The 23,598-nt window shown below is 66.5% G+C and carries 23 protein-coding genes; 11 read left to right on the top strand and 12 right to left on the bottom strand.

Going from position 1 to position 23,598, the window contains the following annotated elements:
• Positions 1-16: 16 nt before the first annotated feature.
• The 4 genes from ATE67_RS16455 to ATE67_RS16440 form a co-directional block, all read right to left on the bottom strand.
• Entirely contained in the window at positions 17-1,222 is a 1,206-nt protein-coding gene (locus tag ATE67_RS16455; protein WP_058817747.1) for a diguanylate cyclase domain-containing protein, read from the bottom strand.
• The gene (locus ATE67_RS16450) at positions 1,219-1,758 is read right to left on the bottom strand and encodes a YfiR family protein (RefSeq protein WP_058817746.1); all 540 of its coding nucleotides are present in this window, start codon (positions 1,756-1,758) and stop codon (positions 1,219-1,221) included. The genes ATE67_RS16455 and ATE67_RS16450 overlap by 4 nt, the downstream gene beginning before the upstream one ends.
• 165 nt (positions 1,759-1,923) lie before the next feature.
• The gene (gene msrA, locus ATE67_RS16445) at positions 1,924-2,460 is read right to left on the bottom strand and encodes a peptide-methionine (S)-S-oxide reductase MsrA (protein WP_058817745.1); all 537 of its coding nucleotides are present in this window, start codon (positions 2,458-2,460) and stop codon (positions 1,924-1,926) included.
• 55 nt (positions 2,461-2,515) lie between these two features.
• Complete coding sequence (locus ATE67_RS16440; protein ID WP_058817744.1) at positions 2,516-3,502, bottom strand: M48 family metallopeptidase; 987 nt, start codon at positions 3,500-3,502, stop codon at positions 2,516-2,518.
• A gap of 98 nt (positions 3,503-3,600) precedes the next feature.
• Here ATE67_RS16440 and ATE67_RS16435 point away from each other — a divergent pair, with 98 nt between their 5' ends.
• The 6 genes from ATE67_RS16435 to ATE67_RS16410 all read left to right on the top strand — a co-directional run bounded on the left by ATE67_RS16435 (position 3,601) and on the right by ATE67_RS16410 (position 11,033).
• The gene (locus ATE67_RS16435; protein ID WP_058817792.1) at positions 3,601-4,626 is read left to right on the top strand and encodes a COX15/CtaA family protein; all 1,026 of its coding nucleotides are present in this window, start codon (positions 3,601-3,603) and stop codon (positions 4,624-4,626) included.
• Positions 4,623-5,381 (top strand): hypothetical protein, encoded by a 759-nt coding sequence (locus ATE67_RS16430; protein WP_058817743.1) that lies wholly within the window; start codon positions 4,623-4,625, stop codon positions 5,379-5,381. Before ATE67_RS16435 ends, ATE67_RS16430 begins: the two co-directional genes overlap by 4 nt.
• A 176-nt stretch (positions 5,382-5,557) precedes the next feature.
• A complete protein-coding gene (gene rplM / locus ATE67_RS16425; RefSeq protein WP_058817742.1) occupies positions 5,558-6,037 on the top strand; it encodes a 50S ribosomal protein L13 in 480 nt (159 codons plus the stop codon).
• On the top strand, positions 6,037-6,534 hold the full coding sequence (rpsI, locus tag ATE67_RS16420; protein WP_058817741.1) for a 30S ribosomal protein S9: 498 nt from the start codon (positions 6,037-6,039) through the stop codon (positions 6,532-6,534). Before rplM ends, rpsI begins: the two co-directional genes overlap by 1 nt.
• A 210-nt stretch (positions 6,535-6,744) precedes the next feature.
• A complete protein-coding gene (locus ATE67_RS16415) occupies positions 6,745-10,242 on the top strand; it encodes an autotransporter outer membrane beta-barrel domain-containing protein (protein ID WP_231728201.1) in 3,498 nt (1,165 codons plus the stop codon).
• A gap of 236 nt (positions 10,243-10,478) precedes the next feature.
• A complete protein-coding gene (locus ATE67_RS16410; RefSeq protein WP_058817740.1) occupies positions 10,479-11,033 on the top strand; it encodes a PepSY domain-containing protein in 555 nt (184 codons plus the stop codon).
• Here ATE67_RS16410 and ATE67_RS16405 read toward each other — a convergent pair.
• From ATE67_RS16405 to ATE67_RS16390, 4 genes are read right to left on the bottom strand one after another with little or no spacing between them, the layout of a single operon-like run.
• On the bottom strand, positions 11,030-12,073 hold the full coding sequence (locus ATE67_RS16405) for a phosphotransferase family protein (RefSeq protein WP_058817739.1): 1,044 nt from the start codon (positions 12,071-12,073) through the stop codon (positions 11,030-11,032). The genes ATE67_RS16410 and ATE67_RS16405 overlap by 4 nt on opposite strands.
• Positions 12,070-13,161 (bottom strand): hypothetical protein, encoded by a 1,092-nt coding sequence (locus ATE67_RS16400; protein WP_058817738.1) that lies wholly within the window; start codon positions 13,159-13,161, stop codon positions 12,070-12,072. The genes ATE67_RS16405 and ATE67_RS16400 overlap by 4 nt, the downstream gene beginning before the upstream one ends.
• A 52-nt stretch (positions 13,162-13,213) precedes the next feature.
• Positions 13,214-14,062 carry a metallophosphoesterase family protein gene (locus tag ATE67_RS16395; RefSeq protein WP_058817737.1) on the bottom strand — a complete coding sequence of 283 codons (849 nt, stop codon included), beginning with the start codon at positions 14,060-14,062 and terminating at the stop codon, positions 13,214-13,216.
• A complete protein-coding gene (locus tag ATE67_RS16390) occupies positions 14,059-14,889 on the bottom strand; it encodes a diacylglycerol/lipid kinase family protein (protein WP_058817736.1) in 831 nt (276 codons plus the stop codon). Before ATE67_RS16390 ends, ATE67_RS16395 begins: the two co-directional genes overlap by 4 nt.
• Positions 14,890-14,993: 104 nt before the next feature.
• Here ATE67_RS16390 and ATE67_RS16385 point away from each other — a divergent pair, with 104 nt between their 5' ends.
• The gene (locus tag ATE67_RS16385) at positions 14,994-15,908 is read left to right on the top strand and encodes an alpha/beta hydrolase (RefSeq protein WP_058817790.1); all 915 of its coding nucleotides are present in this window, start codon (positions 14,994-14,996) and stop codon (positions 15,906-15,908) included.
• Entirely contained in the window at positions 15,905-16,669 is a 765-nt protein-coding gene (locus ATE67_RS16380) for a nucleotidyltransferase family protein (RefSeq protein WP_058817735.1), read from the top strand. Before ATE67_RS16385 ends, ATE67_RS16380 begins: the two co-directional genes overlap by 4 nt.
• 97 nt (positions 16,670-16,766) lie before the next feature.
• Here ATE67_RS16380 and ATE67_RS16375 read toward each other — a convergent pair whose 3' ends face one another.
• The 3 genes from ATE67_RS16375 to ATE67_RS16365 all read right to left on the bottom strand — a co-directional run bounded on the left by ATE67_RS16375 (position 16,767) and on the right by ATE67_RS16365 (position 19,933).
• Positions 16,767-17,486 carry a hypothetical protein gene (locus ATE67_RS16375; RefSeq protein WP_156417069.1) on the bottom strand — a complete coding sequence of 240 codons (720 nt, stop codon included), beginning with the start codon at positions 17,484-17,486 and terminating at the stop codon, positions 16,767-16,769.
• 4 nt (positions 17,487-17,490) lie between these two features.
• On the bottom strand, positions 17,491-18,231 hold the full coding sequence (locus ATE67_RS16370; RefSeq protein WP_058817733.1) for a methyltransferase family protein: 741 nt from the start codon (positions 18,229-18,231) through the stop codon (positions 17,491-17,493).
• A 172-nt stretch (positions 18,232-18,403) separates the two neighbouring features.
• Positions 18,404-19,933 carry a lipopolysaccharide biosynthesis protein gene (locus ATE67_RS16365; RefSeq protein WP_058817732.1) on the bottom strand — a complete coding sequence of 510 codons (1,530 nt, stop codon included), beginning with the start codon at positions 19,931-19,933 and terminating at the stop codon, positions 18,404-18,406.
• A gap of 125 nt (positions 19,934-20,058) precedes the next feature.
• Here ATE67_RS16365 and ATE67_RS16360 point away from each other — a divergent pair, with 125 nt between their 5' ends.
• Genes ATE67_RS16360 through zapE form a run of 3 tightly spaced genes read left to right on the top strand, consistent with a single transcriptional unit; the run spans position 20,059 to position 22,453 of the window.
• Positions 20,059-20,841 (top strand): succinate dehydrogenase iron-sulfur subunit, encoded by a 783-nt coding sequence (locus ATE67_RS16360; protein ID WP_058817731.1) that lies wholly within the window; start codon positions 20,059-20,061, stop codon positions 20,839-20,841.
• Positions 20,838-21,329 carry a PaaI family thioesterase gene (locus tag ATE67_RS16355; protein WP_197411974.1) on the top strand — a complete coding sequence of 164 codons (492 nt, stop codon included), beginning with the start codon at positions 20,838-20,840 and terminating at the stop codon, positions 21,327-21,329. The genes ATE67_RS16360 and ATE67_RS16355 overlap by 4 nt, the downstream gene beginning before the upstream one ends.
• Positions 21,326-22,453, top strand: coding sequence for a cell division protein ZapE (gene zapE, locus ATE67_RS16350; RefSeq protein ID WP_058817730.1), 1,128 nt, complete (start codon positions 21,326-21,328; stop codon positions 22,451-22,453). The genes ATE67_RS16355 and zapE overlap by 4 nt, the downstream gene beginning before the upstream one ends.
• Here zapE and ATE67_RS16345 read toward each other — a convergent pair.
• Positions 22,450-23,493, bottom strand: a complete 1,044-nt coding sequence (locus tag ATE67_RS16345) for a polysaccharide deacetylase family protein (RefSeq protein WP_058817729.1) — start codon at positions 23,491-23,493, stop codon at positions 22,450-22,452. The genes zapE and ATE67_RS16345 overlap by 4 nt on opposite strands.
• Positions 23,494-23,598 lie beyond the last annotated feature (105 nt).

Raw genomic sequence — 23,598 nt, 5'->3', positions numbered from 1 at the left:
ACTCTCCGCAGGATCGTCATATTTTGGAACGGCCGGCCAGCTTGTCGGCGTACATCGCCGCGTCCGCGGCGGTCAGCAACGCGGTCGCGTCGGTTCCGTGATCGGGATAGACCGCGATGCCGACGCTGATCGTCAGGCGATATTCGCCGCCGCCGGGAAGCGGGATCGGGTGCGACGCGCTGGTCTGGATGCGCGCGGCAAGCATGTCGGGCGCGATCTGGGGATCGAGCGGGTCGATGATGACGATGAATTCGTCGCCGCCGACCCGCGCCGCGAAATCGCCCTTGCGCAGCGTTTCCTTGATCCGTGCCGACAGCGCGACAAGCACCGCATCGCCGGCGCGGTGGCCGTGATTGTCGTTCGCCGCCTTGAAATTGTCGGCGTCGATGAAAAGCACGGCGAACCGTTCGCCGCGGCGTTTCGCATTCTCGATCCGCTGCGCCAGCTGTTCGTCGAAGGCCGCACGGTTCGGCATCGCGGTCAGCATGTCGTGCGAGGCGCGGTGCGCGAGCAGCGCATTTTCAGTCTCCATCGTGCCCTGCCAGCCCTGTAGCTCGTCGAGCAGCGCGTTGATGTCGCCGCCGAGCCGGTCGAGTTCGACGATGCCGAGCGACTGAACGCGCTTGTCGAAGCGGCGGTGGAGGCGGACATCGTGCGCGACCGTCGCGATCTCGTTGAGCGGCTTCACCAGCTCATATTCGAAGCGGCGGGCGAGGACGATGGTGCCGAGCGCGGTGACGAGCAGGCAGCCGAGACCCGCGAGAACGCCGAGCCGGACATAGTGGATCAGCGTCGAGCTGTCGCCCCAGACCTCGATCCGCCCGATCACCGATCCGTTGCGCTGGACGGTCGCGGCGAAGGGTTTCGGAAAGAAGAAGCGGGTGAGGAGCGGCGCGGGGTCGCCAGTGGGCGAGTTCCACTCGGTAAGCGGGCGGTTGCGGTCGTCGAGGACGCGGAGCCGCGCAATGCCCGGAATGCGGGTCAGGGGCGCCAGACCCTCGCGCGCGGCCTGCGCATCGTTGAACACCAACGCAGGCTCTACGCCATAGGCGCCGAGGCGCGCGGCGAGCTCCATATTGCGGTCGGCATAGCCGCGCAACGTCGTCACACCGGCCAGCAGGATTGTCATCCCCGACAAGGCGACGGCAAAGAGAGTGATACCGAAGTGAAAGCGCGACAGCAGCTTTTGCAGCGTCGTGCGAACGGGCGGACGAACGCTCATCGGGCGCCTCCATCGCTGCCGATTTTGAGCACGCGCGGATCGATCCGCACCGTGCCGCGCGCGATGGCGTCCAGATTGACCGAAAAGCCGAGGGTCGATGCACGCCCGCCGAGGCAGAACATCGCCCCATGGCCGCAGTCCGGATCGGCATCTGTGATCGTGAGCACCGGCTTCGCGCGAACCCAGGCGATCAGCCGCTGGCGATCGGCGACCGCCATGCGGCCGAGGAACAGGATATCGCAGTTGCCGCCCATGCTGGCCGCGGGGGTCGATCGGCGGACGGCAATCACCGGGCCGCCGGCGACGGTTGGGGCGAGGCTGCTCGATAGTTGCGGGGTCCCGACGACGCACATGGTGCGCGTCGCGCGCGGGGTGCCGTCGGGCCATTTCGCGTAGCTGACAATCCCGCCGATCATGCGATCGACGCCGCGCGCCATACCGATCGCGCTGTCCTCGACGAGCGTCTGGCTGACCGACTGCACAGCCAGCTGCGGCGTCGCGAACGACGCGCTGACAAGGAACAGCGATGCAAACACTCGTTCAGCGACCCCCCACACGCTTCAGGACCGGTCCTGCCCCGAAGCGCGCGCGTCGGCTAGTCTAAAGCGCCGTCAAGTCAAGGAAAAGTGACGTCATGCGGCCATTTTGCAACAATGTTGCTGCCATTCTGGCATTTGAGTCAGAAGCTAATGAGGCAGAGGCTAACCCGCGCGCAGCCGATCGGCAAAACCCTTGCGCAGCTTGGCGAGCTTCGGCGGGATCACCGCCATGCAATAGGGATTGCGCTGGCCCTCGCCGTCCCAATAGGCCTGATGATAGTCCTCGGCCGGATACCAGGTTGCGGGCGGCTCGATCGCGGTGACGATCGGCGCCGGCCAGTCGGCCTGGGCGCGGTCGATCGCGGCGCGCGCGGCGTCGGCCTGTGCGTCGTCCAGGGGGAACAGCGCGCTGCGATACTGCGTGCCGATGTCGTTGCCCTGACGATTGAGCGTCGTCGGGTCGTGCGTCGCGAAATGGACGTCGAGCAGATCGTCGTAGGAAATAACGGCCGGGTCATAGGTGATGCGGATCGCCTCGGCATGACCGGTGTCGCCGCCGCACACCTGCTTGTAGGTCGGGTTCGCGACCGAGCCGCCGATATAGCCGCTCTCGACGCCATCGACCCCGGCGAGCGACTGGAACACGGCCTCGGTACACCAGAAGCAGCCACCGGCAAAAATCGCGGTCTCACGGGTCATGGAATTATCCTTGGAGATGGGAGGAAGCTGACCGTTAAATAGGGAGCGGCGCGCGCTATTCCAAGGGCGGCGGGTTGGCGATCAGCGGCGGCTCGAGCGGCCGGCCCGCCGTGCGCGCGGCATCAATCGTCCGTATTTCTTCCTCGATCGACGCGACGCGGTCGCGCCATTCGGGGTGCGTGCCCGCCTGAAACAGCGGGCGGCCCTTGCGCTGGCCGAAGGCGGTCCAGAAGCGCACGGCGGCGGCGGGATCATAACCCGCACCCGCGAGCAGCCAGACGGACAAGCGGTCGGCCTCGACTTCGGTCTGCCTGAACAGCCGGGCGTTGCGGCCGAACTGCTTGCCGATCCCGCGGTCGACCCCGGCGGCGTCGAGCCGCGCGCGGTGGCGGAGGATATTGTGCGCAAGCTCGTGCGCGACCGCGGCGGCAAGCTCGTCGTCGTTCGCGGCGAATTCGGCAAGGCCCTTGCTGATCAGGACCAGCCGCCCCTCGGCCATGCCCATCGGCCGGTCGACCGCCTCGACGCGAAAGTCGCTGCGGCAGCCGGCAACGGGGATGACGGGTAGCGAAGCGCCGCCGGTCGCGACCGCAGCGGGATCGCGCAGAGGCAGGCCGGCGAAGGCTGTCTCATAGGCGGTGACGCGAGCGTAGGGATGGTCGCCTTCGCCTGCCGGAGGTGGCGCGCCGTTGATCGCGGTGACGGGCGTGCCGACCGCCAGCCCGGCCTCAGCGGCCGGCGAGCCCGGCGCGATCGCGGCTAGGAAGGGGGCGTCGCGGTCGCTGGCGGCGTAGGCGGCGCGCGCAGCGGGTCGATCCTTCGGCGCATAGAGGCGCAAATCGCCCCAGATCCAGCCGAACTGCGGTTGCTGTGCCGGGCACCAGCTCGCGTTCGCCGTCGTCAGGCGGAAGCCGATCGCCGCGACGCGCGCTTCGAGCGCCGCCAGCGCGCTGTAAGCGGACGATGAGGTGGCCGATGCCGGCACGGGCGTCGCCGCCAGTGCGCCGAGCAGGATCGGAATGAGGCGGAGCGAGCGGTGCATCGGAGTGCGCTTATCAGCGCGCGGCTGACGCGGCCATGAATTTCCCGCCCCCCGATCAGCCTCTTGCCTATCGCGGGTCAACCGACGATAGGGCGGACATGTCGCAGACTTCTCAACCCCGTCCTGCTGCCCTAGCGCGCTGGCTCTGGGCTGTCGCACTGCTGGTAATCGCGGTCGTCGCAGTGGGCGGCATCACCCGCCTGACCGAATCCGGCCTGTCGATCACCGAATGGAAGCCGGTATCGGGCGTGCTGCCGCCGCTGACCGAAGCGGGATGGCTGGCCGAGTTCGAGAAGTACAAGCAGATCCCCGAATATAAGGAGATCAATGCCGGAATGTCGCTCGCGGCGTTCAAGGGCATTTTCTTCTGGGAATGGCTGCACCGCATCCTCGGGCGGCTCGTCGGGCTGGGGCTGCTCGTGCCGCTGGCCTGGTTCGCCTGGCGCCGCGCGATTCCGGCCGGCTATGGCTGGCGCCTGCTCGGCTTGGCCGCGCTGGTGGGGCTGCAGGGTGCAATCGGGTGGTGGATGGTCGCCTCGGGCCTTGTCGACCGGACTGATGTCAGCCACTTCCGGCTGGCGCTTCATCTGCTCACCGCGCTGTTCCTGCTCGCTGCGCTCGTCTGGACGGCGCGCGATTTCTCGCTGATGATGCATGATCCGGCCGCGGTCCGGCCGCGGCTGGCCGGCGCGGCCTGGGCGGTGATCGCGATCCTGTTCGTCCAGTTGCTGCTCGGCGCATGGGTTGCAGGGCTCAATGCCGGCTATGTCGCGAGCAGCTGGCCGTCGATGAACGACCATTTCGTACCCGAGGGTATCGACTGGTCGCGGGGCGTCTGGTTCGCCTTCACCAACGACCCCTTCCTGATCCACTTCCTCCATCGCTGGTGGTCGTGGATTGCCGCGCTGGCATTGCTGCTGGTCGCGCGGAGGCTCTTGCGTCAGGGCGCGCGAACCGAGGCTGGGCTGCTGGTCGCGGTCGTCGCGGCGCAGATGATGCTCGGCATCCTGACCGTCGTCACCGGCGTGTCGATGTGGATTGCGGTGCTGCATCAGGTGACCGGGGCGATCCTCGTCGCGATCGTGGCGGCATCGCTCCACCGGCTGGGACGGCACAGCGCATGATCGCGGGGGCGCTGACGCTGCTCATGGCGCAGCCCGCGCCCGAGCCACCGCTTCCGCCTGCAGCGGCGATTGCCGCCGCGCCGCGCTTCGCGCCGCCGCTCGACCGGCCGATGACCTATCGCGTCACGACGCGGCGGCTGGCGCGCGACGGAACGATGGCGAGCTATACGGCGGTCTATGTGCTGCAATGGAGCCGCGTCGGCCGCGGGATCGAATTGTCGTCGACGCTGCGCGGCGTCGAATCGGATGCGCGCCCCGAACTGGCGCGCGCGTTGACCGGGTTGCTCCAGCCGCTGGTGGGTCAGACGATGACCTATCTCGTGGCGCCCGATGGCGGCCGGCTCGATCTGGTCGATCCCGAAGGGCTGTGGCGGCGTGTGCTGGCGCGCATCGAAACCATGGGGGCCGACGCGGAGCGTCCGGAGGCAAAGCAGATGGCGTCGCTGATCGCCGCGCTGCCGCCGGCCGACCGTGACAGGCTGGTAACCTCGGACATTCGCGCGCTGCTCGCTGCGGCCAATCCGACGCTGTCGGGCGCGGTGCACGGCGAAGGGACGCAGACGCTCTCGAACGTCGAGCGAACCGTGATCGACGGCGCGGCGCCGCTGGAAATCGACACGCGCTGGACCGTCGATCGCGCGACGGGCCTCGTCATGGCCGAGACCCGGCAGAACTGGGTCGCCGGCCCCGGCGCGGCAGGAAAAACGCTGGTCGAGGAGCGGCTGCGCGAGCTGAAATTCGCCGATCCGGCATAGAGGTATCATAATACCCGTCAGGAAAGTCGCCGAATCATTGACTTTCACGGCGATTGCCGTCATTGGCCCGCTCCGAAGCGCCGCTTCGTCCTTATCGGACAGGCTGCGCGGTTTGTTTCGGGGCGGCCGGCAATAGGGTCGGGAGGCTCCGGTCCATATCTGTCAAGGAGCGTGCCATGAAGGCGCTGACCAAGACGACCGTTTCGGCGAACGCCGCCACGGTCGAAAAGAAATGGGTGCTGATCGACGCCGACGGTCTCGTCGTGGGCCGCGTCGCATCGATCATCGCCAACATCCTGCGCGGCAAGCACAAGCCGTCGTTCACCCCGCACGTCGATTGCGGTGACAATGTCATCGTCATCAATGCGGAGAAGGTGGCGTTCACCGGCAAGAAGCTGGCCGACAAGCGCTATTACAAGCACACGGGCTATGCCGGCGGCATCAAGGAAACGAGCCCCGCGAAGATCCTCGAAGGCCGTTTCCCCGAGCGCGTGCTCGAAAAGGCTGTCGAACGCATGATCCCGCGTGGTCCGCTCGGCCGCCAGCAGATGCGCAACCTGCGCATCTTCGCCGGCGCCGAACATCCGCACGAAGGGCAGAGCCCCGAAGTGATCGACGTCGCGTCGATGAACCGCAAGAACAAGGTGGGTGCATAATGGCTGACGAACAGACCATGACCGATCTCAAGGATCTCGGCGGCGCCGTTGAAGGCACCGTCGCCCCGGCAGCGCCGACCGCGCCGCTGCGCGAAAAGATCGTCGACAAGCAGGGCCGCGCCTATGCGACCGGCCGCCGCAAGGACGCGGTCGCCCGCGTGTGGGTCAAGCCCGGCACGGGCAAGATCACCGTCAACGGCCGCGACCAGGAAGTCTATTTCGCACGTCCGACGCTGCGTCTCGTCATCAACCAGCCCTTCGGTCTGACCGAGCGCACGGGCCAGTATGACGTCATCGCCACCGTCAAGGGCGGCGGCCTGTCGGGGCAGGCCGGAGCGGTTCTGCACGGCATCGCGCAGGCGCTGACCCGCTTCGAACCGGCGCTGCGCAGCCCGGTCAAGGCGGCGGGCTTCCTGACCCGCGACAGCCGCGCCGTCGAGCGCAAGAAGTACGGCAAGGCGAAGGCCCGCCGCAGCTTCCAGTTCTCGAAGCGCTAAAAGTTTTTCCACCGACGGGTGGAGAAGGGAAGGGCGGTCCGGCAACGGGCCGCCCTTTTTCGCGTATATGGCAGCGGCGCAATCGGCTCGTCGCAAAGGGGTTAGTAGCCGGTCACCAGAGATTGTGTAATTTTTTCGAATGGTTAAGCTGTCCCTATGTCGCCGGTTCCACGACCCGGAAGAGGCGTCACCAATCTACGGGGGTAGTGTATGAGTAAATTCGTTTTTTCGCGGCGCGTGCGCCGCGGAGGCCTGATGGCGTCGGTATGCGTCGCGGGCTTGATGCAGGCTGTTCCTGCGCTGTCGCAGGACAGCATCTACGGTCCCGAGGCGGCCCGTCCTTCCGGATCGATCGAAAGCCCGCACGGCACCGGCAGCGATGCCGCGCCGCTGACCGGCTATGTTTCGTCGGTCGACGTCGTCGACACGCCGCAGGTCGTCATCAACAATAATTTCACCCCCACCGACGTTCGCGATCCCACGAACATCACGGGCATCGGGCAGGTGGTGACCGATGCGGGCGGCGGCTCGGTCGGCCTGTGCACCGGCACGCTGATCAATCCGCGCACCGTGATCTTTGCCGCGCACTGCGTGAACACACGCGCCGCGACCGCCTATGGCGCCAACAGCGGCGGCACCGGTATTGCCGTCGGTTTTGAAACCAACACCCGCGCCAACGCCGCGGGCCAGTCGGACGAGCTGGTCAACTGGCTGCTCGGCGGCAGCACCGGCCCGGGCCGGTTCCAGACCAACACCGCGCAGGCGCTATACAATGTCAACCAAGTCTTCTGGAATCCGGCGTCGCGCGCCGCGGCGTCCTGCACGTCGCCGACGTCCTGCTTCATCGAGGCCGACATCGCGACCGCGGTGCTCGACGCGCCGGCCGCGAACATCCCCACCTGGGCACTGCTCTTCTCGCCGTTGACGACGCCGACCAGCATCAGCCCGGCGACGGGTACGGGCTATCATGTCACCATCGCGGGCTATGGCAATACCGGCAACGGCACCACAGGCATCACGGGTGCCGATTTCCGCCGCCGCGTCGCCGAGAATATGCTCGGCGCGCTGGTGTCGATCAATACGCGCAACCTGTTCCTGTTCGGCACGGCAGGCACGCCGTCGCGTCCGCAGCAGCTCTATTTCCTCGACTTCGACGATCCACGCCGCGGTCAAACGGGCGCCGATCCGGAAGATTTCAACGGCTTCCGCGACAATGCGTTGCTGCGTGAAGGTATCACCGGTCCAGGCGATTCGGGCGGTCCGCTGATCCTCGACCAGACCTTTTCGAAGCAGGTCGTGATCGGCGTGCTGTCGGGCGGTTCGACCTTCTTCACGGGACAGCCGCAGGGTAGCTATGGCACCCAGAGCTTCTATCAGCCGCTGTTCCTCTATTGGGACTGGATCGTCGCCAACAACCCCTATCGCTATGTGACCGCGACCGCGGGCAACAAGAATTGGGAAGACGGCACGGCGTGGATCACCGAACTCGATCCGGCCTATCAGATCCTCGACGCGAATGGCCAACTGGTGAACGGCTTGCCGACCAACCTCGGCGGCACCAACTCAGGCAATGGCTCGGAGTTCGGCGAACTCTGCTTCCAGTCGCCGAGCACCTCGCCGAATCCGGCGACCAACGAGTGCGTCGACCTTGCGACCGGCGTGGAGCGCAACGGCGTTCCGAACACCGCGACCGAGTCGAACAGCCCGCTCGTCGCCGGCTTGGCCGGTGCCGACGGCATGGCGTCGGTCGAAACGGCGCAGGCGGCTCCGGGCTATTCGGACACGGTTCGTCCGGCGCCGACGCTTGCGAACGGCCTGCCGGGCGCAACGGGCTTCACGCCGAACAATGTCGACGGCGTCCGCGCGACGGGCGAGATCGGCCGCTATTATGACGTGACGCTACGCAACACCGGCGCGATCACGCTGAATACGGCCGTCACCGTCGACCGTTTCTCGGTCGCGGGCGCGACGTCGCAGCTCAATATCGCGACCGGTGCATCGCTCAACAGCCTGATCGAGATCCGCCAGCTGACGGGTACCGTGAATAATAACGGCACCTTCCGCTCAAACGGCGACTATCTGTTGATGTCGGGCCTTTTGACCGGCAGCGGCACCGTCCGCACGCCGTTCCTGACCAGCGTCCTCGGCACGATCGCGCCGGGTTCGCTGACGACGATCGGCACGCTGACCGTGAACGGCAATGTCGTGATGTCGTCGGGCAGCGGCCTGATGATCGACGTTGGTCCGAACGGCACGTCGGACCGTCTGGCGATCAGCGCGAACGGCACCTCGACCGGCAGTGCGACGCTCGGCGGCACGGTGAACTTCGCTCCCGTCGCGGGCTATCAAGTGCGCGCGGGCGACCGATACACCTTCCTGACCGCCGCCGGCGGCGTGACGGGCACCTTCACCTCGACGGCGATGTCGGCGATCCTGCGTCCGATGATCACCTATGGCGCCAACGCGGTGTCGGTGGAGATTCAGGCGGGTCTCTATCGCGACGTGGTGACCCCGGGCGCATCGGTGCAGGGCGCATACGCCTTCCTGCTCGATGGGTCGCGCGGCAACGCCAATCTGTCGGGTGTCTATGGCCTGCTCGATCTGCAGAACGCCGCAACGATCCAGTCGACGCTCGACAGCTGGGCGCCGCGCACCGAAACGCTGCGCGGATCGCTGGGCACGGTGGCGGCCGACAATATGTCGCGCTTCTATCGCGATCGCCTCGCCGGCCTCGATGCCGATAACATGGGCGGCACGTTGGCGATGATCGGCAAGCCGATCCAACTCGCGGCGCTGAACATGAATTCGCTGGGCGGCGACGAGGTGCGCAGCGATGCCAGCGGCGTCACGGTGCAGGAAGGGCGACTGCCCGAAGACACCAGCGCCTTCCTGGCGGGCGGCTATCTCGACGGCGACAGCCGCCCGATGGCTTCGGCCATACCCGCGGGCGGCCGCGACCAGTTCGACGGCTTTTATGTTGCCGGCGGCATCGAAAAGGCGCTGAACGAGAACAGCGTTCTCGGCCTCGCGTTGAGCTACACCGACATCGACGGCGACGCCGCGGCGGCGGGGCAAACCGCGAGCGGCACGCTGATCCAGGGCACCCTCTATGGCAAGACCGAGCTGGGCGGCGGGGTCGAGCTATCCACACAGGTCAGCGCGGGCGCCTTCGATACGAAGACGACGCGCAACATCGGCTTGGTCGGCACGCCGTTCACGCTGACCGGCAAGGACAGTTCGCTGGTGTTTACCGGCGAGGTGACGCTGGGCAAGGATTTCGACCTCGGTTCGGTCGAATTCGGTCCGCGCGCGGGTCTGCGCGCCAGCCACATCGGCTTCTCCGACATAAAGGAGAATTGCACCGGTCCGGCGCTGCGGATCGACCGCAGTTCGTTCAACAGTGTGCAGGGCCGCGCCGGCATCGCGCTGTCGGGCAAGCGCGGCGCCAGCTTCAAGCCGAGCCTGCGCGCGGATTATGTCCACGAGTTCATGGATGCGCCGACCTCGTTCGGCGCAAATTTCGTGGGCGGCGTCGGACCGAATGCGATCTTCGGCTTGACCGGCAGCGACAGCGACTGGTTTGAAGTTGGCGGCGGTCTGACGATCAGCACGGGCAGTGTCGATCTGTCGGTCGGCGCCGAAACGACGATCGGCCGCAGCGATGTCTCGTACCAGAGCTATCGCGGCACGGTGACGTTCCACTTCTGATCGGCGGCAGGACGAACAAAGGGGGCGGTCCGGCGACGGGCTGCCCTTTTTGCTGCGCATTGATCGGGTAGCGCTGGTGCCGGAATTGCGCGCGAGCCGTCGCAACCGGTCGTCCAATGCCGCGATCCAAGCCCGCACCGGCCGAACCGAGCGCTTCGGCTAGCAGCAGCCTGTTGACAGTCATTCGCAATTAGGGCGTATCGAAATTCTCCTGGCATTAGAGGACATCAACCCCCATGCACCGATTGCTTGTTCGCTGGCACATGCTCGTCGCGGCCTTTCTGTTTCCCGGCATCGTGCTCTTCCTGATCACAGGCGCGCTCTACACTTGGGGGTCGAAGGGCGACTATGTATCGCAGGATTACAGGATCGCGCTGTCGGCGCCGCTGATCAACGACAAGGAAGCGCTTCAGGCGGTCGCCGCGCGGGCGCTCGCCGAACGAGGAATCGCGGTTCCAACGGGACAGCCGAGCGTGCGCGAGGTCGGCGACAGCTTCCAGTTCGAATGGTCGGGTTCGAACCGCGACGTTTCGCTGGTTCCCGGCACTGATTCCGCCAGCGCAAAGCTGACCGTCAAGGACACCGGCTGGCACCGCTATTTCGTGCAGCTCCACAAGGCCAAAGGCGGGACAGCGTTCAAGGTCTATGCCGCCATCGTCGCGCTCGGCCTGTTCTTTCTCGTAACCTCGGGGCTGATCGTTGCATTGCGCGTGCCTAATATGCGGCGCGGGGCGATCGTTGGTTCGGTGGTCGGGCTGGGCGCCTTCGCCGCCATCGCGGCGACCAGCTAAAGCAGGTCGAGGCTCCCGAGCGAGAGGGCCTGCCGCGCCGGTCGTTCGGCCATGACGGCGAACATCTCGTCGCCCCGCTCGGTTCGCTCGACGCTCATTGATGCAAAGACGGCCATGAAATAGCCGCTCAAGGCGCCGACGCGATAGTCGGCCCACAGCGTTTCGGGGTCGGGATCGACGCCGCGCAGGCGCAGCGCCGCGATCCAGTGGTCGAACGCCGGGCGGTCGGCGGCGGCGCGCTCGAAGGGATCGGCGATGCTGGTGCCGACCAGATAGGCGAGGTCGGTCGCGCCGCTGCCGCGGCCGAGCGTCTGCCAGTCGACGAGCCAGCAGCGGTCGCCTTCGGGGGCGAAGAGGATATTGTCGATGCGCAGGTCGCCGTGAACGATCGTCCGCGTGGCGGTTTGGCGGGTGAGATAGGCGTCGAGACGCTCGACGATCCCGGCGCCGAGGTTGAGCACCTCCGGGGCAAGCCGTGTCGTATAGCGCTCGCGAAACCCGGCGTAGAGCTGCGGGAACAGCGCGCGGATGACATCGCCATTGTCGCGGGCAAGCCATGGCAGGGCGTCGAGCTTCGGGTCGTCCCAAAGCAGCGAATGCAGCCCCGCAGCGGCGTCGATGCAGGGGACGAGGCCCGCAAGCCCCAGCCCGGCAAGCTGATCCCCCTGCCGCGCCGGGGCGAGGTCGGAGAGGATCAGGATGAAGTCAACTTCGTCGTCGGCGATCTCGGCATAATGGCACACCGGCGCCGCGACGCCGCTGCCCGCGGCGAGCTCGCGGTACCAGCTGACCTCCTTGACATAGGTGCCGGTGAGCTTGGCGATGTTGCGGCTCGCCTCGTCGTGGCTCGGGCATTTGGCGACGACGGTCGCGGGCGCATCGACCTGACCGGCCCAGTCGAGCGTCAGGCGGAAGCTGTCGCACATCTGGCCCGTGCCGACCTTGGCGACCGAGAAACCGCGCAGCGCGTCGGCATCCTGTCCCAGCTTCCCAGCAAGCCAAGCGGTCGACATCGCCCCGGGCGCGGTGGGAAAGTTCAAGACGCGGGATCCATCAGGCCGGTCAGGCCGGTCGGAGTATGGGGGCCAACGAACAATTGTTCGAGCACGCCGACGCCGCGGTGCGTACTGCCACCATCGGTCAGCTCCGCAGTCACCAGCGCCTGGATGTGCATGGCAAGCGGATTGCCCCAGCTGCGGTCGGCCTCGGCAAGCCGATCGTGCGCGACGGCAAGCTCGGGACCATGGTCGAGTCCGTGGCCCCACAGCGGATGCGTATAACCAAGCCCGCTCATTGCAAAGACGGGGCTGGTAGGCGCCAGCGTCAGCGAGCGGCCACTGCCGAGGTCAGCGGTCATCGTCGCGATCCGGCGCGATCCCGGCTGCCATTCGGCGCCAAAGGTCGCAGCGTCAAAATGCTGCTCGGTCCCGCCATCGCGGACGATCACCGCGCGCCGGTTCCACGGATTGCCCGCGCCGTCGTCGTTGCTGTGGAAGAAGAGCGAGCAGTCGCCGAAATTGCACGGCGTCCAGAGCCAAAAGAACTGGTTGAAATTGCCCTCTGGCGGCGGCTGCGGTTCGCTTGCGCCGACGGGGCGGACTCCCCAACTGCGGTCGCGCGTTCCGGTCCAGCCCGGGTCTGCGTCGACCCGCTGGCCATCGACCGCCAGCCAGCCAGACCAACGGCCGTTTTGCGTCATGCGCGTATAATCCATGAACAGCCGCGTGCCGTTGCGGCGGATGAAGCGCGGCTCTTCGATCGGGAAATGGCGGCCGGTGAAGGTCAGCTCGGCGGTCAGCGGACCATCGTTCGCCGCGATGCGGAGCGTGACAATCTCCAGCGGCGCATCGATCCTCACCGTGATCGGTCCGACCGACAGGTCCAGCCGCTCGCCGCCCGAGCGGCGGCTGGCGCGAAGGTTATGCTGCACACCACCGACGATCACGCAGAAGCTGGCATCGACGATCCCGAGCTGCGGATAGAATCCCATCGCTGCGGCGAAGAAGATAGAGCCGTCGGCGGTGTAGCCGTTGAAGAAATAGCGGTCGTAGAAGTTGCGGTCGGTCCCGGCGAACGCGATCGGTTCGCTGGTCTGATGCAACGGAAAATCGTCGCCCTTGGTCAGCATCGCTCTCTCTCATCCCGTTTTTTGTTGCAACCTAACGGGATGGACGCGTGCGTCAATGCACGGGAGGATCGACCGGCGGCACGGCACCGACAGGGGCCACTGGCTCGTCCGGCGCGCGCGGCGGCAGCGCGTCGGGGGGCACATCGTCGATCTGCATGTCGGGGGTCGGGACATGCTCAAGGTTACGGACGCGAACCTCGATCGTCCCGCCCTCTATCGTCAGTTCGTTGAAGCTCGGCGGGGTCGATCGGATGCGCTGCGACAGCGTTCCCGCGCCGATCATGCGGATCGGCCCGGCGACGGTCTCCTTCACCAAATCGAAGGCGTCGTGGACATGTCCGGTGAGCACTGCCGCAACGCCGCGCTGCGCAAGCTCGGTGAGCGCACGTTCGCCGCCGCGCGTAAGCGCGCGGCCCTTGGTGCCAGCCTCTACCAGCGGATGATGCGCCGTCACGAGCGCGGCTGTACCCGCGGGGAGCGCGTCGATCGCCGCGAGCGTCTTGTCGAGCGCGCTTGGCGTTACCCAGCCCTTCGACCAGTCGAGTCGCCATTGGGCGCGGGTGGTGGTCTTGAGCGGGACGACCACGACCCCGGCGAGGTCGAGTTCGCGCTCGACGAGCCGTTCGATGCCGCGGATCCGTGCATAGGGCCACAAGAAGCGCGCCAGCGGGTTGAAATAGGGCAGGTCGTGGTTGCCGACCTCGACCGTCACCGGCACGTCGAGCGCGCCGATCCAGTCGCACGCGGCGGCGAACTCGCGGGACCGCGCGCGCATCGTCAAATCGCCGGTGATCAGCACCGCGGCGGGGCGCTCGACGCGGACGCATTCGGCGAACCAGGCGAGCGCGCGGCGATCCTCCAGCCCGAAATGCAGGTCGCTGATATGGAAAAGGCGCATCATGCGGTGGCGACGAAATCGACCGCGCTGGCGCCGAGGGCAAAGCGCGCGGGCGACGCGGTGTCGGCAAGCTCGCCGTCATATTCGAGGCTGATCGGGGCGTCGCTTTCGAGGATGATCGTCTCGCCCTGCGTGATCGCCTCGTTCGGTCCGTCGCGGAAATCGCCGCCGAGCCAGGCGAGCCCGTGGCGCAGCACGTCGATCGTGCCCTCGGTCAGGATCCCGTCGGCGCGCACGCCCGCCTCGGTGGGAGTCAGGATGACCGCCGGATAGGCTTTGCCATGCCCTGCGACGCGCACGCCGGGGGCGTTCATCATCGCGTCGAGTGCTTCGGGCGCTGTGCCCGCCGCTTCGAGCAGGCCATCCTGGCGCATCGTCTCGCGGACCTCGGCCCAGCGCGTCGCCGGCCCTGCAACGATCGTGATGAACGCCTCGCCGTCTGCCGAGCGGATGGTCGGGATCGGCCGGCGGCGTCCCTTGCCCGCAAGCGTATCAGCCAGAATGTCGGGCACGGCGCGGTCGCCGTGAAGCGCTTTCGACAGCAGGTTGAGCGTACCACCGGGCAGCGGCAAGAGCGCGCCGTCCCAGCCCGCCGCCGATCGCGCCGCGGCGTTGATCGTCCCGTCCCCGGTCCAGACGAGCAACAGATCGACCTCCTGATCGCGAAGCTTTGGCGCGTCCGGCACGTCGCCTTCGGGCAGTTCGAAGGTCGCCGCGAGCGGCGCGCCTGCGCTGCGGCACGCCTCCTCGATCGCGGTGCGGATCGCGGGATCGTGGCTGCCGCTCTGGACATTACAGAGCAGCGCGGGGCGGGCAAAGGGGCTGGTCATCGGCTGTCCTACGCACGAGCGGCCAAAAGGTGGCGCTTGTTCGCCGCCGCGCCGCCCTGTAGGGCGCGATGCTTATGACGGAGCCCAAAGCCAAAGGACGGCGTTTGATCAAATTCATTGTCGTGGCGATCCTGCTGATCCTCCTGTTCGGCGGCGGAACGCGGATGATCGTGGCGGGGGGCGCCAAGTCGCTTAACCTCGGCGACCGGCTGCTCGGCGATGGCGATGGTGCGACGTTGCAGGTGGCAGGGCAGTCCTATGGTGCGGGCGAGCGCAACAAGCTCAATATCTGGGTGCCTACCGGCACGAAAAAGACCGACAGACTGCCGGTGATCGTCTTTCTTTACGGCGGCGGCTGGTACAGCGGCGCGCGCGACGATTATGGGTTTGCGGGCCGCGCCTTCGCGAAGCAGGGCTTCATCGTCGTGATTCCCGACTATCGCCTCGTGCCCGAGGGGCATTGGCCGGACTTTCTGGAGGATAGCGCCGCTGCAGTCGCATGGACCGATGCGCATATCGCCAATTATGGCGGCGATCCCGACCGCATCGCACTGTCGGGCCACTCGGCCGGAGCCTATAACGCCGTGATGCTGGCGCTCGATCCGCAATGGATGAAGGGGGCGGGGAGCGACACCTCGGCAATTCGCGGCGTGGCGGCGCTCGCCGGGCCGTATGACTTCGTGCCGTTCGAAAAGGGCGGACGCGCCGATGTCGCGATGGGCGATATTCGGCCGATCGAGAAAACGCAGCCGATCAGCTTCGTGCGCGCCGATGCGCCGCCGCTTTGGCTGGGTCACGGCACCGCCGACACCGTCGTGCGTGTGGGCAACAGCCAGCGGCTCGCTGCGGCGATCGAGAAGGCCGGAGGCGCGGCGACGCTGCGAACCTATGACGGACTCAGCCACAATGATGTGATCATGGCGCTGACCGGGCCCTTGTCGTACAAGGGACCCGTCCTTGCCGAGATGACCGATTTCCTGCGCGTCGCGACTGCTCGCCGCGTGACTCCGGCCCCATGACGACCCCGGCGATCGTAATGGCCGGCAGCCGCCCCGGCCCGGACCCCCTGCTCAGCGGCACCGGCGTATCGACCAAGGCGCTATTGCCCGTTGCGGGTCAGCCGATGCTCGTCCACGTCGTGCGGGCGCTGCGCGCCTCGCCGCTGGTCGGGCCGATTACGGTGCTGGCGCAGAACAGCACCGAACTGGCGGCCGAGCCCATGTTGACCGGAATCGCCGACCTGCATTTCGCGGAGTCGGGGCGGGGGATCAGCAGTTCGCTCGCCGCGGCGCTTCCCGAAAGCGATGCGCCGGTGTTGGTGACGACTGCCGATAATGTGCTGCTCACCCCCTCGATGATCGCCGAATTCCTCGCGAGTGCCGAGCAGAGCGACGTCGCTGTGGCGATGGTCGAGCGGGATGTGCTGCTGGCGCGCTATCCGGAGTCGAAGCGGACCTGGCTCAAATTCCGCGGCGGCTGGTGGTCGGGCGCCAACATGTTCCGGTTGCGGGGGCGGCGCGTGCTGCCTTTGCTCGACTTCTGGGGACGCATCGAGCGCGACCGCAAGAAGGGGCTGAAGATCATCGCGGCGTTCGGGCCGTGGTTGCTGCTGGGCGCCTTGCTGCGTCTGTTCACGATCCAGCAGGGGGTTGCGCGCGCAGGGCTGCGCTTCGGGCTCAAGGCGAAGGTGGTGCCGATGTCGGAGGGCGAGGCGTGCATCGATGCCGACAAGCCCGTCGACATCGTGCTGATCGAGAAGATTATGGCGGCGCGCTCTTGAGCCCGTTCGCCCTGAGCTTGTCGAAGGGCCGTTCTTCAAACGCTGGAAGAATGAAGAACGGTGCTTCGACAAGCTCAGCACGAACGGAGTTTGGGTGTCAGGCTTCCGCCAGCGCCCGATCCACCGCCGCGACCGCGAGCGCCAGTTCGTCCGCATAGGGAATCGTCGCGTCGATATCGATGATCGGGGCGCCGTTGAACGCGAGCTGCGGCACCGTCTCGACCTTGCGGGTGATCAGCGCGCGGTCGTGGTCGGGCTTGCGCGCCATCACCGTGTCGACGTCGACGTGCAGGCGGATCACCAGCGTCGGAACATAGGCCGCCATCTCGGCATAGAGCGCGCGCTCTTCGGCCTGCATCGCGGCAAGACGCGCATTGGTCGCGCGGCCGGCGAGGATCGGGCCGTCGTGGAGGCCGGGCACGTCGATCTGCGGGTAGCGGTCGGTGACGATGGTGATGCCGGCGCACCGCGCGTCCAGCAGGCTTTCGAACTTGGCGCGACGCTTCTTCGATTTGTTGAGAGCGTAGCGCGCCGCGAGCGTGCCGGGAATCGGTTCGTCCGGTTCGCGGAGCTTGTCGGCGATGCCGTCGAGGAAGCGGTGCAGCGGCGGGCCGATGATCGGCCAGCGGCCGATGCGCCGCCCTTGCTCGCCCGAGCCGAGGCCGAGATAGCCGCTTTCGGCCTTGCGCGTTTGCCGGACATGCGCGAGCAGATCCGCCGACAGGGTCGACTTGCCCGACCCGTCGCTTCCGACCACTGCGATCAGGGGAGCGAGCCGCCCCCCGCGCTCGCCGGGGGGAGCCTTTTGCTCCCCCATTTCGTCAGCTCAGTTCCTTGAAGAAGCCGACCATCTTCAGCCCGCCGATGATGAAGCGGACGACGACGAGCGCGCCATAGGCATAAACCCAGGTCCACTGCTGCGGCGTCAGCACGTCGAAGTTAAAGTCGAGGCGCGCGAACCAGGTCAGGAATACGGTCGTCGCAAGCAGGAACAGCTTGTTCTGCTCGCGCCAGATCATGCGCTTCCACCAGAAGGGGTATTTGGGCTTCACCCAGCCGTGCAGCCGCGGGAGCAGCGCGGGGACGTCCTTCGCCCATTCGGCGTGTGCCGCGCCGAATTTCTCGCGCAGGAACTCTTCCTCATAGATCGAGATGCGCTCGTAAATGAGGATCGCGAGCAGGAACACGATCGCGCCGAACACCCAGCTGCCCGACAGCATCGCAAGGCCGGTGAAATTGAGGATGCGGCCCACGTAGAGCGGGTTGCGCACCAGGCTGTAGGGGCCGGTGGTGTTGAGTTCGCTGGCCTCGGCGGCGACCTTGGCGCGGCCCGAAGTGCCGAGCGCGGCCCAACCGCTGGTGAAGATGCGGATGATCGCGCCGGCGCTCGCGACGCCGAGCGACAGCCAGAACCACGCGCAATCGCCGAAGGCCGTCTGGAACGGACCCCAGTCCTTGCTGCACCAGGCAATCAGGACCGAGATCGCGATGGTGATGTAGATATAGGTGCCGCGAATGAAAAAGAGGCGCTTGCCGCTCCGGGCGAGTTCTTGCTGATACATATGGGATCCGCCTGTTGGCCGCAGGTGCGGCGAATTAAGTGGCGACGTCTCTAACAGACTTTGCGGCTAAATTAAGACCCAACCCATCTTCGTCGCCCCGGACTTGATTCGGGGCCCCTGCAAGCGCGGCGGCAATGGATGCCGGATCAAGTCCGGCATGACGAAAGGAGGATTAGATGAGCCTCAGTTTCCGGCCCGTCTTGCCGAGCGATGCGCGGTCCGCGCGGGGCAGCGCAAAGCGCAGTGACGACCAGATCGCTGCAACCGCGATGGCGACGATCAGCGGCAGCGCGACCGGATCCGGCAGGCGGCTGACGAGCAGCGCGAGTGCGCCGGCGACGAGCGTGATCAGCACCCCGCGGAGCGCGACTTTCGGGAACTGATGGTCGAACGGATGAAGGCGCTCGTTGGCCGCCAGCTGCACCATCGGGATCCCCGCCATCACGACGAGCCCGACTGACATGGCGAGCGTCACGCCCGTGAGCTCGTCCACATGGCCCAGGATCAGCCAGCCCGATCCGAGCGCCACGATGACGCCGAAGATCGCCGCGGTGAGCTGGTGGCGGAACGCCGCGACGACCTGCAGCACCGGCTGCGAGATACCGAGTACGGCTTCGAGCGCGCGCGCGAAGAGGAGGATGATCACCGCACCCTGCGCGATATGCGCCTGCGCGCCGAACAGGCTGAGCAGCGACGAGCTGCCCGCCGCGAGCACGGCAGCGAGCGGGAGGGCGATCGCCGAGATCAGCCGTGTCGCATAGGCATAGATGTCAGCGACCTGCGCGCGATCCTCGCGCTCGGCGCTCGCCGCCAAGGGCGCTAGGACATAGACGAAGGCGATGCGAACGAGCTGGACGACGCTCGACAGCTTGCGCGCGATCGTGAACAGCGCCGCCGCCGCTGCGCCCGCCGCACCGGGGAGCAGCAGGTTCAGGATCAGCGCAGGCGCATCGCCAAACAGCCGCGCGATGATGTTCGAGGGCAGGATCGACAGGCCGGCCCAGAATGTGTTGCGCTCAACCTCGCTGCCGCGCCCGCCGCGCCACAGATCGGCGAAGTTGTAGTAACGGGTGAGCAGGCGGACGCAGAGGATCGCGGTGATCGCCAGTGAGCAGATATGCGCGGTGAACAGTCCCTTGAGCCCCCAGCCGCCCGCAAAGAAAAGTCCCGCAAAGACGAGCCGCATGATCTGTTCCCAGACGATGCGCAGTCGGATTTCGGCGCCGAACACCATGCGCGCGCGCATCGCCGAGGTCGCGATTTCGACAAAGGCCCAGAGCGGCAAAGCCCAGACGAAGAGCTGGATCGCCGGCACGACGAGCGGCCGGTCCTTTTCGGCGACGTTGAGGAAGGGCGCCAGATCGGCGGCGAAGATTGCGATCAATGCCGCGACGATCAGGCACGGCCCGACCCCGAAGAGCATCGCGGTCCGCAGCGCCGCCGCGGCCTCGGCGTCGCTCGCCGACTGCGGCACCGTGCGCTGCATTGCGCTGGTCATGCCGAGGTCGAAGATATTTTCGAGCAGGTTGATCGTCGCCCAGAGCACGGCATAGAGGCCATAGCCCGCGAGCCCGAACATCAGCACATAGAGCGGCTGCGCAACGATCTCGACCACCGCGCCGAGCCGCGCCAGCACGGTCGTGCCGAGCCCCTTCGCGACGCTGCGGCTGGTGACGGCGGGCTGGGCGGTGTCTTCGCTCATGTTTCGCGCCCCTAGCGGCTTGTCCGACAAGCCGCCAGCGGCTTTCGCTTTTGCAGCATCAACCTCTTGTCGACTCTTTCAATCGGGTCTAGTCCGACCGCGACTGCATCAAGGGAGCCAGAGACATGGCCGAATTTCGTCTGCCCAAGAACAGCCGTCCGAAAAAGGGCGGCGAGGTCCACAAGGCCGAGGGCGCGACCAACGTCAGGAAATTCAAGGTCTATCGCTACGACCCCGACAAGCGCGAAAACCCGCATTTCGATACGTTCGAGATCGACCTCGACAAGTGCGGCCCGATGGTGCTCGATGCGCTGATCAAGATGAAGAGCGAGCAGGACTCGACGCTGACTTTCCGCCGCTCGTGCCGCGAAGGCATTTGCGGCAGCTGTTCGATGAACATGAACGGCAAGAACGGTCTGGCCTGCACGACCGCGATCGAGGACCTGAAGGGCGACATCCAGATCACCCCGCTCCCGCATATGGAAGTCATCAAGGATCTCGTCCCAGACTTCACTCATTTCTATGCGCAATATGCGTCGATCGAGCCTTGGCTGAAGACCAAGACGACGACGCCGAGCGGCAAGGAGCGGCTCCAGTCGCCTGCCGAGCGCGAAAAGCTCGACGGCCTCTATGAATGCATTCTGTGCGCTTGCTGCTCGACGAGCTGCCCCAGCTATTGGTGGAACAGCGACAAGTTCCTCGGCCCGGCGATCCTGCTCCAGGCCTATCGTTGGTTGGCCGACAGCCGCGACGAGATGACCGGCGAGCGGCTCGACGAGCTGGAAGATCCCTTCCGCCTCTATCGCTGCCACACGATCATGAACTGCGCCAACGCCTGCCCGAAGGGTCTGAACCCGGCGCGCGCGATTGCCGAAATCAAGAAGTTGACGGCAGAGCGGCAGGTGTGAACGACGGGATCGAGGAGCCGAAGCGGCGCGAGAATTTCACGGCCGAGGAACTGGCCGACGGTTGGGTCAGCTGGAACCTCAAGGACCCGAGCCGCTTCAACGCCTTCATCGAACCGCTGTCGGTGCGCGCCGAGCCGCCGACGTCGGACGGGCGGCCGCGGGCGCGAGTGCGCATGTTCCCCGAACGCAAGCACAGCAATCTGGGCGACAATGTCCATGGCGCGGTAACGCTCGCGCTCGTCGATATCGCGCTCTTTGCCGCGTCGCATCAGTTCGGATCGCTCGACGCCGGCCATTCGGTGACGCTCGACCTGTCCACCCAGTTTGTCGGCGCGGGCCGCATCGGCGAGCCGCTCGACGCCATCGTCGAGCTGGTGCGCGAAACCGGCCGCCTGATCTTCCTGCGCGGCCTTGTCGTGCAGGGCACGGGTGACAGCCATATCGTGCTGACTTTCGCCGGGACGATCCGCAAGGCCAGCAAGAAGTGACCGGAGTCCTTGCCGCCTATGATGCGCTCGTCGCGGGCGGCGAACTCAAGCCTGACGGGGAGCAGCGCGCGGCCGCCGAACGGCTGAACCGGCTGCAACAAGAGTTGGAAGCCGCGCCGCCGCGCGGCAGTCTGCTCTGGCGCATTGCGGGCCGTAAGCCCGAAGCGCCACGCGGCGTCTATCTGTGGGGCGCGGTCGGGCGCGGCAAGTCGATGCTGATGGATTTGTTCTACGACCAGCTGAAGATCGAGCGGAAACGGCGCGTGCATTTTCACGCCTTCATGCTCGACGTCCACGCGCAGATGCGCGAGGTCCGCAAGACCGAAAGCGGCGATCCGATCCCGCAGGTCGCGGCGATGCTGGTCGAGAATATCCGCTGCCTCGCCTTCGACGAGATGGTCGTGAACAACAGCGCCGACGCGATGATCCTCTCGCGCCTGTTCACCGCGCTGATCGACAAGGGCGTGACGGTGGTCGCGACGTCGAACCGGCCGCCGAAGGATCTCTACAAGGACGGGCTCAACCGCGAGCATTTTCTGCCCTTCATCGCGCTGGTCGAGGAAAAGCTCGACGTCCTCAGCCTCAACGGCCCGACCGATTATCGCCGCGACCGGCTGGGCGACGGTGCGCGCTGGTTCGTGCCCGCCGACGATACCGCGAGCGCGGCGCTGTCGGCCGCCTTCTTCCGCCTGACCGACTATCCGCCCGAGGACCGCGCGCATGTGCCGACGCTGGATCTCGACGTCGGAGGAGGACGGACACTGCATGTGCCCAAGGCGCTGAAGGGCGTTGCGGTCTTTTCATTCAAGCGGCTCTGCTCGGAGGCGCGCGGCGCGTCGGACTATCTGGCGATCGCGCGGCATTTCCACACGGTGATCATCGTGGGCATTCCACGCATGGGGCCCGAAAACCGCAACGAGGCGGCGCGTTTCGTGACGCTGATCGATGCGCTGTACGAATATAAGGTCAAGCTGCTCGCGAGCGCGGCGGCGATGCCCGACGATCTCTATGTCGCGGGCGACGGCGCGTTCGAATTTGAACGGACGGCAAGCCGCCTCTCCGAAATGCAGTCGGACGATTATCTGGCGCTAGGCCACGGGCGCGACGAGGGCGCGATTGCCTAGGCAATCGCCAGGAAGACGCCGCCTAAAACCTTGCCCCAGCGCGAGGAGTTGACCGTGACCGCGACGAGGTCGCGGACATAGCGGACTTCGTGCGCAAGGTGCCCGAAACCCTGCTGGATGACGCGGCGCAGCGTACGCAGCGGCTTGGGCGCCGCGACCTGGATGCGGCGCGGGCGGGCGGGCGGCGCGGGAAGGGTCACGAAGCCGCCGCTCGACAGCCGCGGATCGTCCGCGACCGCACGGCACAGCGCCTCCATGCGCACGATGGCCAACCGGTTCGCGACCTTGCGATCGCGGCTGAGCAGTTCGAAGCTGTGGCTGAAGGCCGAGAACTGGATCGCCCCGCTCGCTGCCGAATGATCGAGCGCGTCGCGCATCTCTTCCTCGGACATGGCGCAGAGCTGGGCGGGCCGGAAGCGGTTGGCGCGGTCCATCAGGCCGCTCACCGGAACTTCGCATACGCCTTCATGGTCGCGCATGCCAAGATTGCCGGCGTCGAGCGAAATGTCGCAGCCACGGCCCCGATACGCCCCGTTGAAGCTGCTGTCGAAGCGGAAGCCGAGCGCTGCCGCGGCGCGCAGCGTGTCGTCGTTGGCGCCGAAATTGCCGGCGCGGAACGCGATCGGTTTCGGCGCGCCCGCTCCGACCAAGATATCGCGCGCGAGGGCGATCAGCTTCTTTTGCGCGGCAAGCGGAAAGTCGCCGATATTGCGGCCGACGAGCCGGCCGGCGGGATTGAATTTCGCGAATGCGAGCCATTCAGTGTGGATGTGCAGTTGCACCTCGTGGCCGCGCGCGACGATCGGCTGGACGATCGCGTCGATGATCGCGGGGCCATAGACGAGCGCAGGCATCGGATCGACGAAATAGACCCCGGTCAGGCCGTGGCGTTCGAGCATGTCCATCTGGAAATGGATGCCGAAATCGCCCTCGCGGCAGCGGCCGAGGATCGAGCTTTCATAATTGGCGCGGGCGTCGGCGCCGCGCTGGTAGAGCCCGGCGGAAAGTTCGGTGTCGAAGCTGATGAGAGCCCGCGTCATCCCCGCGAGCCTAGCAGATCGGGGGATAAGGGAGGGTTAAGGGGGTGTTGCGGGCAGTTTACGATCCTCCCGGTGCCGCAGGCATGGGGAGGCGGCAGCGCGAAG

The sequence above is a fragment of the Sphingopyxis sp. H050 genome (genome assembly GCF_001468265.1).
In the GTDB taxonomy this organism is placed as follows: domain Bacteria; phylum Pseudomonadota; class Alphaproteobacteria; order Sphingomonadales; family Sphingomonadaceae; genus Sphingopyxis.
The sequence above is the reverse complement of the archived record's forward strand: the minus strand, read 5'-3'. Positions and strand labels throughout refer to the sequence as shown.

Bases quoted from the DNA above. Each gene is read 5' to 3' on its own strand.
- rplM (WP_058817742.1), top strand. From the start codon at position 5,558: ATGAAGGCGCTGACCAAGACGACCGTTTCGGCGAACGCCGCCACGGTC.
- ATE67_RS16375 (WP_156417069.1), bottom strand. From the start codon at position 17,486: ATGGGGGAGCAAAAGGCTCCCCCCGGCGAGCGCGGGGGGCGGCTCGCT.
- ATE67_RS16435 (WP_058817792.1), top strand. From the start codon at position 3,601: ATGTCGCAGACTTCTCAACCCCGTCCTGCTGCCCTAGCGCGCTGGCTC.
- ATE67_RS16370 (WP_058817733.1), bottom strand. From the start codon at position 18,231: ATGTATCAGCAAGAACTCGCCCGGAGCGGCAAGCGCCTCTTTTTCATT.
- msrA (WP_058817745.1), bottom strand. From the start codon at position 2,460: ATGACCCGTGAGACCGCGATTTTTGCCGGTGGCTGCTTCTGGTGTACC.
- ATE67_RS16410 (WP_058817740.1), top strand. From the start codon at position 10,479: ATGCACCGATTGCTTGTTCGCTGGCACATGCTCGTCGCGGCCTTTCTG.
- ATE67_RS16400 (WP_058817738.1), bottom strand. From the start codon at position 13,161: ATGCTGACCAAGGGCGACGATTTTCCGTTGCATCAGACCAGCGAACCG.
- ATE67_RS16455 (WP_058817747.1), bottom strand. From the start codon at position 1,222: ATGAGCGTTCGTCCGCCCGTTCGCACGACGCTGCAAAAGCTGCTGTCG.
- ATE67_RS16365 (WP_058817732.1), bottom strand. From the start codon at position 19,933: ATGAGCGAAGACACCGCCCAGCCCGCCGTCACCAGCCGCAGCGTCGCG.
- ATE67_RS16415 (WP_231728201.1), top strand. From the start codon at position 6,745: ATGAGTAAATTCGTTTTTTCGCGGCGCGTGCGCCGCGGAGGCCTGATG.
- ATE67_RS16430 (WP_058817743.1), top strand. From the start codon at position 4,623: ATGATCGCGGGGGCGCTGACGCTGCTCATGGCGCAGCCCGCGCCCGAG.
- ATE67_RS16390 (WP_058817736.1), bottom strand. From the start codon at position 14,889: ATGACCAGCCCCTTTGCCCGCCCCGCGCTGCTCTGTAATGTCCAGAGC.
- rpsI (WP_058817741.1), top strand. From the start codon at position 6,037: ATGGCTGACGAACAGACCATGACCGATCTCAAGGATCTCGGCGGCGCC.
- ATE67_RS16380 (WP_058817735.1), top strand. From the start codon at position 15,905: ATGACGACCCCGGCGATCGTAATGGCCGGCAGCCGCCCCGGCCCGGAC.
- ATE67_RS16345 (WP_058817729.1), bottom strand. From the start codon at position 23,493: ATGACGCGGGCTCTCATCAGCTTCGACACCGAACTTTCCGCCGGGCTC.
- ATE67_RS16360 (WP_058817731.1), top strand. From the start codon at position 20,059: ATGGCCGAATTTCGTCTGCCCAAGAACAGCCGTCCGAAAAAGGGCGGC.
- ATE67_RS16440 (WP_058817744.1), bottom strand. From the start codon at position 3,502: ATGCACCGCTCGCTCCGCCTCATTCCGATCCTGCTCGGCGCACTGGCG.
- ATE67_RS16395 (WP_058817737.1), bottom strand. From the start codon at position 14,062: ATGATGCGCCTTTTCCATATCAGCGACCTGCATTTCGGGCTGGAGGAT.